This window comes from Pseudomonas sp. GV085, from assembly GCF_003050925.1.
In the GTDB taxonomy this organism is placed as follows: domain Bacteria; phylum Pseudomonadota; class Gammaproteobacteria; order Pseudomonadales; family Pseudomonadaceae; genus Aquipseudomonas.
This window is the reverse complement of sequence record NZ_QAOV01000002.1, coordinates 351,828-364,703: the sequence shown is the minus strand read 5'-3', so window position 1 is coordinate 364,703 and position 12,876 is coordinate 351,828. Positions and strand designations below refer to the sequence as shown.

Below are 12,876 nucleotides of genomic sequence, written 5' to 3'. Positions count from 1 at the left end.
ATAAATAATTCAATAAAACCAATGTGTTACATGATTTTTGAGCTTGTTACAGCCCATTTCTCCGCCGATTGCCGCCTTACTGAACACTCGTTTAGTATGGCCTCAAGTCGCATCACCTCAGACCCATCAAAATAATTCGAGGATTCCCATGACCACTCAATCGTCGCTGCTCAGCCAGGTTGAAGCAGGCGTTGCCTGGATCACCCTCAACCGCACTGCCCAGCGCAATGCGCTGGACATTCCGACGCTGAAAAACCTGCACGGCTTGCTCGACGCTTTCAACGCCGATCCGGCGGTGCGCGTGGTGGTATTGACCGGTAGCGGCCGCAGTTTCTGCGCCGGCGCGGACCTCGATGAATGGGCCGATGCCGAAGCCCGGGGCGCCCTGGAAACCTACGGCTGGACCGAAACCGCCCACGCCTTGATGACCCGCCTGCACAGTCTGGAAAAACCCACCATCGCCGCCATCAACGGCACCGCCGTCGGTGCAGGGATGGACCTGACCCTGTGCTGCGACCTGCGCATCGCCGGGCAATCGGCACGCTTCAAGGCCGGCTACACCAGCATGGCGTACTCGCCGGACGCCGGCGCCAGTTGGCACCTGCCGCGCTTGATCGGCAGCGAACAGGCCAAGCGCCTGTTGTTCCTCGACGAAATGTGGGGCGCCGACCGTGCCCTGGCCGCCGGTCTGGTCGGCGAAGTGTGCGCCGACGATCAATTGCTGACCGTTACCAGTGAACTCGCCGCACGCCTGGCCAGTGGCCCGACCTTCGCCTTCGCCCAGACCAAAAAGCTCATGCGTGAAGGCGCGGAACGCAGCCTGGCGGAGCAACTGCAAGCCGAACTCGCCGCCGGCCTGCTCTGCGGTCGCAGCGAAGACGGCAACGAAGCCCTGCGCGCCGCCATGGAAAAACGCCCGGCAACTTTTATCGGCCGCTAATCCGCTAGCACACCCATCTGTAGGCGCTGGCTTGCCAGCGAAGGCTTTTAGCATCTCCCCATTACGCCGTTAACGAACAACAGGTAGCACCATGAATTTCCAACTGACCCAAGAACAAGAAATGTTGGTGGACTCGGTACGCAGCTTCGTCGAGAAGGAACTGCTGCCCTATGAAGAGCAGGTCGACCGCGCCGACGAGGTGTCCCCGGAACTGGCGGCACAGATTCGCGGCAAGGCGATTGCCGCCGGTTTCTACGCCTTCAACATGCCTGAGGAAGTGGGCGGTGGTGGCCTGGACTATCTGTCCCAGGCGCTGATCGAACGTGAGCTGTCCAAGGTGTCCTGGGCGCTGCACGTGTTTGTCGCGCGGCCGTCGAAAATCCTCATGGCCTGTACCGGCGACCAGATCAACGACTACCTGTTGCCGTGCATCCAGGGTGAAAAGATCGACTGTTTCGCCCTGACCGAACCGGGTGCCGGCTCCGACGCCAATGCGATCAAGACCCGCGCCGTGCGTGAGGGCGACGACTTCATTCTCAACGGCAGCAAGCATTTCATCAGCCACGCCGGCCATGCCGATTTCGCCATCGTCTTCGCTGTGACCGACACTTACGAGCACAACGGCAAAAAGCGTAACGCCGTGACCTCGTTCCTGGTCGACCGCAACACCCCGGGCATGACCATTCGCCGTGGGCCCAAGTGCGTGAGCAACCGCGGTTACCACACCTTCGAAATGTTCTTCGACGACTGCCGGGTGCCGGCCAGCAAAGTGCTGGGCGAAGTCGGCAAGGGTTGGGAGGTGGCCAACGCCTGGCTGACTGCCGGGCGGGTGATGGTCGCGGCCAACTGCGTCGGTCAGGCCCAGCGCGCACTGGATGTGTCCTTGCAATGGGCGGCGGACCGCAAGCAATTCGGCCAGCCGATCGGCACCTACCAGGGCGTGTCGTTCAAGCTCGCGGACATGGCCACGCAAATCCGCGCCGCGGAACTGCTGACCCTGCACACGGCCTGGAAAATGGACCAGGGCACCATGACCGATGGCGAGGCCGGCATGGCCAAGCTGTTCGCCAGTGAAGTGCTCGGTCGTGCCGCCGACGAGGCGGTGCAGATTTTCGGCGGCATGGGCCTGATGGACGAAGGTCCGGTGGAGCGTATCTGGCGTAACGCGCGGATCGAGCGGATCTGGGAAGGCACCTCGGAAATCCAGCGCCACATCATTTCCCGCGAGCTGCTGCGGCCGCTGCTGCGCTGATCGGCCCGGAGAATTCCCATGTCCCAAACCATTCGTGACAACCTCAAACGCATGCTCGCGCCGCAACACGTGGCGTTCGTCGGCGGCCGTAGCATGGCGCGCGCCCTCAAGCGTTGCGCCGAGGGCGGCTACCAAGGGCAAATGTGGCTGGTCAATCCGCAGCACGACAGCCTCGAAGGCGTGCCGTGTGTACGCAACATCGCCGACCTGCCCTGCGGGCCCGATGCGGTATTCATCGCCACCAACCGCGAACTGACCCTGACTTGCGTCGCCGAACTGGCCGCCATCGGCGCGGGCGGCGCGATCTGCTACGCCTCAGGCTTCGCCGAGACCGGTGCCGAAGGCCAGGCCCTGCAACAGCGACTGCTCAAGGCCGCTGGCGACATGGCCTTGCTCGGCCCCAACTGCTATGGCCTGCTCGACTACCTGCACAGCTGCGCGCTGTGGCCGGTGGCCCATGGCGGCAAAGCGGTGGAGAAGGGCGTGGCGGTGCTGACCCAGAGCGGCAACTTCGCCTACAACCTGTCCATGAGCGACCGTTCGCTGCCAGTGGCCTACATGGCCTCGGTCGGCAATCAGGCGCAACTGGGAATCGCTGAACTGATGGACGTGTTGCTCGACGAGCCGCGCGTCACCGCCATCGGCCTGCATCTGGAAGGCCTGAAGAACGTGCCGGGTTTTGCCCGCGCCGCGCACAAGGCACTGGAGAAGGGCGTCCCGATCATTGCCCTGAAAACCGGCGTGTCGCAGATCGGCGCCGAACTGGCCTTGAGTCACACCAGTTCGCTGTCCGGTTCCGATGCGCTGTACGACGCGTTGTTCGACCGTCTCGGGGTGATCCGCGTCAGCGGCCCGGTGAGCTTTGTCGAAACCCTGAAGGCCGCTGCCTGCGGCAACCTGCCGGCGGGTCACAGCCTGATTGCGCTGGCCTGTTCCGGCGGCGACGCCGGGCTGATTGCCGACTACGCCGAACGCAACGACCTGGGCCTGCCGAAACTCGATCAAGGGCAGGTCGGCGAACTCGCGCAAGTGCTGCCGACCTACGCCAACCTGGTCAACCCGCTGGATTTCACCACGGCGATCTGGGGCGACGGCGAAGCCTTGAACCGCATGCTCGACAGCGCGCTGCGCACCGAGGCCGACGCGGCGATGCTGGTGCTCGACTACCCGTCGGAGTTCACCGGCGAGCGCAAGGAATGCGACCTGCTGCTGGAGTTGTACTGCGCGGCACTGCAATGCCACGGCAAGACCGGTTTTGTCACCTCGGCCTTCCCCGAGTTGTTGCCGGCCCATGCCCGCGAGCGTCTCCACGCCCAAGGCGTCGCGGCCTTGCAAGGTGTCGAAGATGGCTTGGCCGCGTGGGGCCGCATTGCCGGTTATCAGCGCAACCGCCAGGCCTTGTTGGCTTTGGGTGAATCGGCACTGGTACCGCTGTGCCCGCACGCGCTGGAAGGTGAGGGGCGTTTGCTCAATGAGTGGAACTCCAAACAGGCGTTGAAAGCCTTTGGCCTGCCAACGCCCAACGGCGTATTGAGCACCCCGGACAAGGCCCTGAAGGACGCCGAAACCCTGGGCTATCCGCTGGTACTCAAAGCGGTCAGCGCACAGCTGCCGCACAAGACCGAGGCTGGCGCCGTGGCGCTCAATCTCAAGGATGGCGCGGCGCTAAGCGCTGCACTGGAGAAGATGCGCGGCAGCATTGCCGCTTACGCCCCGGGCGTACCCCTCGATCAATTGTTGCTCGAACCCATGGCCAAGCCGCCACTGGCTGAGCTGATCGTCGGCATCAAACGCGAAAACGATTTCGGCCTCGCGCTGGTGATCGGTGCCGGCGGCATTCTGGTGGAGTTGCTCAAGGACAGTCGCAGCCTGTTGCTGCCGACCACTGACGGCGCGATCCGCAATGCCTTGCTCAGCTTGCGCAGCGCCCCGTTGCTGCAAGGTTTCCGTGGTCGCGAGCCTGCTGACCTGGACGCCTTGGTGAGCGCGATCCGCGCCGTGGCCGACTACGCCTGCCAGAACGCCGCGCAACTGCTCGAACTCGATGTGAACCCTTTGTTGGTCGGTGCCCATGGCACAACTGCGGTCGATGCGTTGATTCGCCTCGGCCAGGAGTGAGGACATGAATATGCAAAGCAAAACCTTGACCGGTGGCCAGGCCCTGGTGCGTCTGTTGGCCAACTACGGCGTCGATACCGTGTTCGGCATCCCCGGCGTACACACCCTGGAGCTGTATCGCGGCTTGCCCGGCAGCGGTATTCGCCACGTGCTGACCCGCCATGAGCAGGGCGCCAGTTTCATGGCCGACGGCTATGCCCGGGTCAGCGGCAAACCCGGCGTGTGCTTCGTCATCACCGGCCCCGGCGTGACCAACGCCGCCACCGGCATTGGCCAGGCCTACGCCGACTCGATTCCGATGCTGGTGATTTCCAGCGTCAACCACAGCGCCAGCCTCGGCAAGGGCTGGGGCAGTCTGCACGAGTGCCAGGACCAACGGGCGATGACCGCGCCGATCACCGCGTTCTCCGCCGTGGCGCTGACCGCCGAAGACCTGCCGGAACTGATCGCCCGTGCCTACGCGGTGTTCGACAGCGAACGGCCGCGCCCGGTGCACATCTCGGTGCCGCTGGACGTGTTGTCGGCGCCGATTGCCCGAGACTGGAGCAATGAGGTGGTGCGTCGCCCGGGTCGCGGCCCGGCGTCCGCCAACGCCATCGATCAAGCTGTGGCCAAACTGAAGGCTGCCAAGCGGCCGATGATCATCGCCGGTGGCGGTGCGCTCAATGCCACTTCAGAACTGCAAGCCATCAGCACCCGGCTCGCTGCGCCGCTATTCACCAGCGTCGCCGGCAAAGGCCTGCTGCCACCGGATGCGCCGCTCAACGCCGGTTCATCCCTGTGTGTGGAGCCGGGCTGGAAGCTGATCGCCGAGGCCGACGTGGTGCTGGCGGTCGGTACCGAAATGGCCGACACCGACTACTGGCGTGAACGCCTGCCGCTGACCGCCGAACTGCTGCGTGTCGACATCGATCCGCGCAAGTTCAACGACTTTTATCCGTGCGCGGTGGCGTTGCATGGCGATGCACAACAAACCCTCAGTGGGTTGCTTGAGCGTTTGCCGACCGACGTGCGCGACGCTGGCGCCGCCACTGCCTCGGTCGCGACCCTGCGCGAAGCGGTCAAGGCCAGCCACGGCCCGTTGCAGTCGATCCATCAATCGATCCTCGACCGTATCGCCATGGAGCTGCCGGAAAACGCCTTCATCAGCACCGACATGACCCAACTGGCCTACACCGGCAACTACGCCTTCGACAGCCTGGCGATCCGCAGTTGGCTGCACCCGACCGGCTACGGCACTTTGGGTTATGGCCTGCCGGCCGGGATCGGCGCCAAGTTCGGCGCGCCGCAACGGCCGGGCCTGGTGCTGGTGGGTGATGGTGGTTTCCTCTACACCGCCCAGGAGTTGGCCACGGCTGTTGAAGAACTGGACAGCCCGCTGGTGGTGCTGCTGTGGAACAACGACGCCCTGGGGCAGATCCGCGACGACATGCTCGGCCTGGATATCGAGCCCATCGGCGTGCTGCCACGCAACCCGGATTTCGCCGCCCTCGCGCGTGCCTTCGGTTGCACCGTGACCCAGCCGCAAAGCCTCGCCGAGTTGCAGACTGACTTGCACCAAGGCTTCAAGCGTAACGGCGTGACTTTGATCGAACTCAAGCATGCCTGCGCGCATTGATTTGCATTTCAAGGGGATGAAGCCATGCGCTTTTCCGATCTGACTCAACGTATCGCCGGTGACGGCGCCACCGCGTGGGATATTCACTACCGCGCCCTGGCACTGCGCGAGCAGGGCGAAGACATTCTGCTGTTGTCCGTGGGCGATCCGGATTTCGACACGCCACAGCCTATCGTGCAGGGCGCCATCGACAGCCTGCGCAGCGGCAACACTCACTATGCCGAGGTGCGCGGCAAGCGTGCCCTGCGTGAGGCCATTGCCAAACGTCATCAGCAGCGCAGCGGCCAAACCGTCTCGGCGGATCAGGTCACCGTGCTGGCCGGGGCGCAATGTGCGCTGTTCAGCGTGGCCCAATGCGTGCTCAATCCCGGTGACGAGGTGATCGTCGCCGAACCGATGTACGTCACCTACGAAGCCGTGTTCGGGGCTTGCGGCGCCGTGGTGGTGCCGGTGCCGGTGCGCTCGGAAAACGGCTTCCGCGTGCTGCCCGAAGACGTCGCCGCGCGCATTACTCCGCGCACCCGGGCACTGGCCCTGAACAGCCCGCACAATCCGTCCGGCGCCAGTCTGCCGCGCAGCACCTGGGCTGCCTTGGCTGAGTTGTGCATCGGCCACGACCTGTGGCTGATTTCCGATGAGGTCTACAGCGAATTGCTGTTCGAAGGCGAGCACGTCAGCCCGGCGAGCCTGCCGGGCATGGCCGAGCGCACCGCGACCCTCAACAGTCTGTCGAAATCCCACGCCATGACCGGGTGGCGCGTCGGCTGGGTGGTGGCACCGCCATCCCTGGCCGCGCACCTGGAAAACCTCGCGCTGTGCATGCTCTACGGCTCGCCGGATTTCATTCAGGACGCCGCCGTGGTGGCCCTGGAAAGCAACCTGCCGGAACTCGAGGCCATGCGCGAAGCCTATCGCCAGCGTCGCGATCTGGTGTGCGACAGCCTGGCCGATTGCCCCGGCGCGCGGCCGTTGAAACCCGATGGCGGGATGTTCGTGATGCTCGATATCCGCCAGACCGGGCTCAGCGCCCAGGCGTTTGCCGACCGTCTGCTGGATCGCCACGGTGTGTCGGTATTGGCTGGCGAGGCCTTTGGTCCGAGCGCGGCGGGGCACATTCGCCTCGGTCTGGTGGTCGGTGCCGAACCGCTGCGCGATGCCTGTCAGCGCATTGCCCATTGTGCTCAAGAACTGATGGAGGCTCAGCTACATGCTTAACCACAAGGCGTTGTTTATTGATGGTCGCTGGCAGAAACCTTCGGGGCAGGGCATCGCCGAGGTGATCAACCCGGCCACCGAGCAAGTGTGCGGCAGCGTGCCGCTGGGTGATGAACTCGATGTCGAAAATGCCGTGGCGGCTGCACGCCGGGCCTTCGCCTCATGGTCGCGCACGCCGTCCAGCGTGCGGGCCGGTTACATACGTGCACTGGCCGATCAACTGCGCAATCGTGCCGACGAGATGGCCTCGGTCATCACCACGGAACTGGGCATGCCGGTGCAATGGTGCCGTTCGGTGCAGGTCGACGGGCCGATCATCGGCCTTGAGCAGTACGTCGAACTGGCCGGACTGATGGATGAAGTGCGCGAAGTCGGCAACTCGTTGGTGATCCGCGAGGCCGTGGGCGTCTGCGCGTTCATCAACCCGTGGAATTACCCGCTGCATCAATTGATCGGCAAACTGGCCCCGGCACTGGCCGCCGGTTGCACAGTGGTGGTCAAACCGAGCCAGGAAACCCCGCTGCATGCCTTCCTGTTGGCGCAAATGATCGAGGACATCGGCCTGCCGGCCGGGGTGTTCAACCTGGTCAGCGGCCCGGGCTCGAAAGTCGGCGAAGCGCTGGCCAAACATCCGGACGTGGACATGGTGTCGTTCACCGGCTCCACCGGCGCCGGCGTTCGCGTTGCGCAAGCGGCGGCGCCTTCGGTGAAACGGGTGTGCCTGGAACTGGGCGGCAAGTCGCCGCTGCTGATCGCCGAAGATGCCGACCTGGCAGCGGCCGTGCGCTACGGCGTGCAGGACGTGATGATCAACTCCGGCCAGACCTGCACCGCGTTGACCCGCATGCTGCTGCCGGCCAGCCGTTACGCCGAGGCCGTGGAACTGGCGCTGGCGGAAACCCTGAGCCTGCGCATGGGCGATCCCCTCGACCCGCAAAGCTTCCTCGGTCCGATGTGTTCGGCCGGGCAAAAACGCACCGTGCTCGATTACATCAAGGTCGGCAAACAGGAAGGCGCACGACTGCTGTGCGGCGGTGACACGCCGTCAATGTTCGAGCGCGGCTTTTATGTCAGCCCGACGCTGTTCGCCGATGTCGACAACCGCATGCGCATTGCCCAGGAAGAAATCTTCGGCCCGGTGCTGTGCCTGATTCCCTATACCGATGAGGCACAAGCGATCCAGATCGCCAACGACTCGCCGTTCGGCCTGTCCAGCGGCGTCTGGGCCGGCAGTGCCGAGCGCGCCTTGCATTTGGGTCGCCAACTGCGTGCAGGCCAGTGCTTCCTCAACGGCGCGGCATTCAATTATCAGGCGCCGTTTGGTGGCTACAAACAGTCGGGTAACGGTCGCGAATGGGGTGAGGAGGGGTTGAACGAATTCGTCGAAGTGAAGGCGATCCAGGTGTGACGATTGGTGACTCGAACTGTTCATCAACCACTGCTCCACACCTTCAATCGATACGCTGGGAAAAGTCTAAGGAATCACCATGAAAGTACTGATCGTCCACGCCCACCCGGAACCGCAATCCTTCACCGCCGCCCTGCGGGACCAGGCCGTCGCGACCCTCGAAGCCCAGGGCCACGAAGTGCAGGTCGGCGACCTGTACAAAATGAACTGGAACCCGGTGGCCAGCGACGCGGACTTCTCGAATCGGGAAAACCCCGAGTACCTGGTCTATGCCCTGGAACAACGCCTGGGTGTGAAGAGCCAGTCGCTGGCGGCGGACATTCAGGCCGAACTGGACAAATTGTTGTGGGCCGACCTGCTGATCCTCAATTTCCCGATCTTCTGGTTCTCCGCCCCGGCGATGCTCAAGGGCTGGATCGACCGGGTGCTGGTGTCGGGCATCTGCTACGGCGGCAAGCGTTTCTATGATCAGGGCGGATTGGCTGGGAAGAAGGCACTGGTGACCGTGACCCTGGGCGGGCGCGAACACATGTTCGGCGAAGGCGCGATTCATGGCCCGCTGGAGGACATGCTGCGGCCGATCCTGCGTGGCACCCTGGCTTACGTCGGGTTCGATGTGCTGGAACCGTTCGTGGCCTGGCATGTGCCGTACATCAGTGACGAGGCGCGCCAGCAATTTCTGGTTGATTACAGCCAGCGTTTGCAGCACTTGAGCGACGACCAACCACTGGTATTTCCGAAGTTGGCGCAGTTCGATGACAAGCTCTATCCACTGACCACCAATGCCTGACTAACACCACATACCCTGTAGGAGCGAGCCTGCTCGCGATGGTGGCTCAGCCAACATGGATGTTGAAGCTGATACCCTCATCGCGAGCAGGCTCGCTCCTACAGTTCTTTGTATTGGCTGTCCTATTGGTGTGTGTTTAAGGGGGTTGTTTAGCGGCTGTCAGCGTTACTTCCCGCAAGCTACAACGGCTTGCGTCATTGCCTACAGCTACTCCAGAATCCGCCGGCTTGTGCGTCTTGGGGGCGGGTTCTATCGTTGACCGGTCGCTGCAAAACAGCAGCGATCGGGTTTGGTAGCCCGTTTTCCACATACGCGTAGCATCACCTATGGACAGGCGCCTTTTTGGCAATTGTTTTAATGGTGTCCATGCGTAGGGCGCTCTCGGGCGCGCCGGTTTTTCCATGTGGGCCGGTCTACCAACCTTCGTATGGCCACCACCCATCGTTTGGTAGCGAGAGTGATGGCTCCATTTATCACATATGGAGTTTCACTATGTTCAAAGTCACACCCAACCCGCCGGACACTGATCCGATATCCCCGCACGAAACCCTCGACTTCCAGAAACTCCACGAAGCCGCCGAGCGCGCCCTCGATCATTACCTCAACCCCGGCCCCGGCATCATGGCCACGCCGCGAAAACCCAGCTCCATGTTCATCGTCAATCCCGAACTCAATGTCGAAACCTTACTGGTGCACGCCTGTGAATCGCTGGCGTCGGCCAATGTCATGGCCAACGATCTGGTGGACCATCTGCAAGGAACCAGCCGCAATGCGCTGCTGGGCATTGCGCAAGTGATCATGCTCGGCGAGCCTGCTCGCGATTGCGTAGTGTCAGTCGACGTCTATTTTGTCTGACACGCCGCCATCGCGAGCAGGCTCGCTCCTACACGACTCCAACCGCTTGTTCGGAAGTCTTTCTCTGAGGGGCCGTTGAACTACACTTTTCAGTTGCTCCACCCGATCGGCAGGCGACGCATGGCGTCGCTTGCCGCCGCCAGTCGACCCAAAGGCTTGCCCGTTGTGGCAAGCCTGCCGGAGGTCATCATGAAAAGGTTTTCACCGGTCAGCCTGTGTATCGCATTGTCGATTTTGAGTAGCCCGGGATGGGCGCAATCGGTGGTGCCGATGAAAGGGCAGAGTTCGCAACAAACCCAGGCCGACATTAACGAATGCAACAGCATCGCCAACAGTCAGGCTACATCGACGTCTTCGACGCCATCCGGCGGGCGGCTCAAAGGGGCGGCCGCGGGGGCTGCTGCCGGCGCCGTGGCGTCTGGTGTGCGCAGTAATCAGCACGATGCGTTTGATGATCGTGTCGACAGTGACGTGAAACAGAACGTCCGCCAGGACCGCGCCAAGGAAACCGCCGCGGCCGGTATGGTTGTCGGTGGTTCACGCCAGCGTCAGGAACGCCGGGAGCAATCGAAAACCACGCAAACGAACACTGCATCGGCCTACAGCAGTTGTTTGCAGGGCAAGGGTTATCAGGTCAATCCTTGAGTCGGGCACAGAACACACCGTAGGAGCGAGCTTGCTCGCGATGGTCGTCAACGATAACGCTGGTTGGCAGGTGCCCCGCAGTGCTCTCCGGTTTATCGCGAGCAAGCTCGCTCCTACAGGATCCTCGAGCTCTCTGTTTCAAGGAGGCAGACGGGTAAGGAAACTGCCTGTAGCTCCAATCTGACAACCGTTCATCGGTGAACTACGCTGCGATACGTACCCTCGATCTGAATTTCGTGACGTAAGGATCCGACACATGCGGAGCAGGCTGCTCGCTGTAATGTTTACTGTCTTCGGGATGTTTGTGTCGGTGCAATTGTGGGCCGAAGACGCACCGAAAGTGGTCGATGCTCCCGTAGAATTGAAAGTGGCCAACCGCACCATCATGGCGTTTCACGCGACCACCCTCGGTGAAGCCCCGGCCTCGCGGGTCAAACGGGCGAAAGCGGTGATCGGTGAGGCGCTGGATGATGCCGACGATCTCAATGTCGCCATCGACCCGATCATGGAAAGCTACATGGTGCTGCTGGGTAGCCGGCGCGCCTTTATTGTTTCGCCCAAGGATATCGACGGGACCGAATACGACTCGGTACAGCAGGCCGCCGAAGCCGCGGCTGCCAAGCTGCGTCAGGTCATTGCCGAAACCCGGGAAGCCCGCAACCTGCAATTGATTCTGCGCTCCGCAGTCGCCGCGTTGATCGCCACCGGCGTTTATATAGGTTTGCTGTTCGGTATGTTGTTTGTGCGGCGCAAAGTGCTGAAGAAACTGCCCGAACTGATGCATCGGCACACCCAGGCCCTGAAGGTCGGACGGGTTCCGCTGGTCGACGCCAATTTCCTGTATCCGCTGGCCAGTCGCCTGTTGGAGCTGGTGCGCTGGATCGTCGTGATGCTGTTTACCTACGAATGGCTGGGCTTTGTCCTGTCACGCTTTCCCTATACCCGTCCCTGGGGCGAAAGCCTCAATAACTATCTGCTGGAGCTCGGCGGTTATCTGCTGCAAGGGATTGTCGGCGCCATACCCGGGCTGGGCGTGGCGCTGGCGATCTTCTTTATCGCCCGCGGCGCAACCGCCTTCATGCGGCGGATACTGCGGCGCATGGCTGTACCGGGAACCCTGAGCTGGCTGAACCATGAAACCCTGCAACCCACCCAACGCCTGACGTCCCTGGCGATCTGGCTGTTTGCCCTGGCCATGGCCTATCCGTACCTGCCGGGTGCGGGCACCGATGCCTTCAAAGGCTTGTCGGTGTTGATCGGCCTGATGATTTCCCTGGGCGCCACCAGCGTGGTGGGCCAGGCAGCGGCGGGTTTGATCCTGACCTACACCCGAACCCTGCGCCCCGGCGAATTCGTGCGCATTGGCGACTACGAAGGCACGGTGACCGAATTGGGCATGTTTACCACCAGCATTCGCACCGGCCTGGGTGAGGTGCTGACCCTGCCCAACTCGATGATCACCGGCACCGTCACCAAGAACTATTCGCGAGTGGTACAAGGCCCCGGCTACGTGGTCGACACCGTCGTGACCATCGGCTACGACACGCCGTGGCGGCAGGTGGAGGCGATGTTGCTGGAGGCCGCAAAACGCACGCCGGGAGTTCTCGAAGTGCCGCCGGCCCAGGTATTCCAGACAGCATTGTCGGACTTCTACCCGGAATACCGATTGGTGGCCCAGGCCATCCCCAGCCAGCCACGGCCGCGCGCTGTGCTGCTGAGCATGCTGCACGCCAACATCCAGGATGTGTTCAATGAGTATGGTGTGCAGATCATGTCGCCGCACTATCTGGGCGATCCACAACAGGAGAAATGGGTGCCCAGGGACAAGTGGTACCCGGCCCCCGCGCAGGAATCGAAGGAATCCTGATTACGTCTGAAAGGGAGTTCGCAACATGATCGAGCTTGGGCTGCATGCTATGCGCGATGACCACCTATCGTGCTTGACCACCCTGGGTTATCAGATGTGATTTAATCTGGTTCATATTGAAGCAATCTGAATAACGTTAACCGGTATCTGCTGCATCTCGCGGCACTG

General features: G+C 62.5%; 10 protein-coding genes. All 10 read left to right on the top strand.

Annotated elements, in window-relative coordinates:
- Positions 1–148 precede the first annotated feature (148 nt).
- Positions 149–940 carry an enoyl-CoA hydratase/isomerase family protein gene (locus tag C8K63_RS05540; protein WP_108215772.1) on the top strand — a complete coding sequence of 264 codons (792 nt, stop codon included), beginning with the start codon at positions 149–151 and terminating at the stop codon, positions 938–940.
- Between the two features lie 91 nt (positions 941–1,031).
- A complete protein-coding gene (locus C8K63_RS05535) occupies positions 1,032–2,192 on the top strand; it encodes an acyl-CoA dehydrogenase family protein (protein ID WP_108215771.1) in 1,161 nt (386 codons plus the stop codon).
- Positions 2,193–2,210: 18 nt separating this feature from the next.
- Positions 2,211–4,310, top strand: a complete 2,100-nt coding sequence (locus tag C8K63_RS05530) for an acetate--CoA ligase family protein (protein WP_108215770.1) — start codon at positions 2,211–2,213, stop codon at positions 4,308–4,310.
- A 10-nt stretch (positions 4,311–4,320) separates the two neighbouring features.
- On the top strand, positions 4,321–5,928 hold the full coding sequence (locus C8K63_RS05525; RefSeq protein ID WP_108216081.1) for a 5-guanidino-2-oxopentanoate decarboxylase: 1,608 nt from the start codon (positions 4,321–4,323) through the stop codon (positions 5,926–5,928).
- Between the two features lie 24 nt (positions 5,929–5,952).
- Positions 5,953–7,143 (top strand): pyridoxal phosphate-dependent aminotransferase, encoded by a 1,191-nt coding sequence (locus C8K63_RS05520; RefSeq protein ID WP_108215769.1) that lies wholly within the window; start codon positions 5,953–5,955, stop codon positions 7,141–7,143.
- Positions 7,136–8,551: an aldehyde dehydrogenase family protein gene (locus C8K63_RS05515; protein WP_108215768.1), complete on the top strand. Its 1,416-nt coding sequence runs from the start codon at positions 7,136–7,138 to the stop codon at positions 8,549–8,551. The genes C8K63_RS05520 and C8K63_RS05515 overlap by 8 nt, the downstream gene beginning before the upstream one ends.
- A 79-nt stretch (positions 8,552–8,630) precedes the next feature.
- Positions 8,631–9,341, top strand: coding sequence for an NAD(P)H-dependent oxidoreductase (locus C8K63_RS05510; protein WP_108215767.1), 711 nt, complete (start codon positions 8,631–8,633; stop codon positions 9,339–9,341).
- Between the two features lie 492 nt (positions 9,342–9,833).
- On the top strand, positions 9,834–10,196 hold the full coding sequence (locus C8K63_RS05500) for a DUF6124 family protein (protein WP_108215765.1): 363 nt from the start codon (positions 9,834–9,836) through the stop codon (positions 10,194–10,196).
- 189 nt (positions 10,197–10,385) lie between these two features.
- Positions 10,386–10,841, top strand: coding sequence for a YMGG-like glycine zipper-containing protein (locus tag C8K63_RS05495; RefSeq protein WP_108216080.1), 456 nt, complete (start codon positions 10,386–10,388; stop codon positions 10,839–10,841).
- A 256-nt stretch (positions 10,842–11,097) separates the two neighbouring features.
- Positions 11,098–12,708, top strand: a complete 1,611-nt coding sequence (locus C8K63_RS05490; protein ID WP_108215764.1) for a mechanosensitive ion channel family protein — start codon at positions 11,098–11,100, stop codon at positions 12,706–12,708.
- The last annotated feature ends 168 nt before the right edge of the window (positions 12,709–12,876 follow it).

What these genes read in the sequence shown, in the direction of transcription:
- C8K63_RS05510 (WP_108215767.1), top strand. Translation starts at nt 8,631, where the DNA reads ATGAAAGTACTGATCGTCCACGCCCACCCGGAACCGCAATCCTTCACC.
- C8K63_RS05535 (WP_108215771.1), top strand. Translation starts at nt 1,032, where the DNA reads ATGAATTTCCAACTGACCCAAGAACAAGAAATGTTGGTGGACTCGGTA.
- C8K63_RS05515 (WP_108215768.1), top strand. Translation starts at nt 7,136, where the DNA reads ATGCTTAACCACAAGGCGTTGTTTATTGATGGTCGCTGGCAGAAACCT.
- C8K63_RS05490 (WP_108215764.1), top strand. Translation starts at nt 11,098, where the DNA reads ATGCGGAGCAGGCTGCTCGCTGTAATGTTTACTGTCTTCGGGATGTTT.
- C8K63_RS05525 (WP_108216081.1), top strand. Translation starts at nt 4,321, where the DNA reads ATGCAAAGCAAAACCTTGACCGGTGGCCAGGCCCTGGTGCGTCTGTTG.
- C8K63_RS05530 (WP_108215770.1), top strand. Translation starts at nt 2,211, where the DNA reads ATGTCCCAAACCATTCGTGACAACCTCAAACGCATGCTCGCGCCGCAA.
- C8K63_RS05495 (WP_108216080.1), top strand. Translation starts at nt 10,386, where the DNA reads ATGAAAAGGTTTTCACCGGTCAGCCTGTGTATCGCATTGTCGATTTTG.
- C8K63_RS05540 (WP_108215772.1), top strand. Translation starts at nt 149, where the DNA reads ATGACCACTCAATCGTCGCTGCTCAGCCAGGTTGAAGCAGGCGTTGCC.
- C8K63_RS05520 (WP_108215769.1), top strand. Translation starts at nt 5,953, where the DNA reads ATGCGCTTTTCCGATCTGACTCAACGTATCGCCGGTGACGGCGCCACC.
- C8K63_RS05500 (WP_108215765.1), top strand. Translation starts at nt 9,834, where the DNA reads ATGTTCAAAGTCACACCCAACCCGCCGGACACTGATCCGATATCCCCG.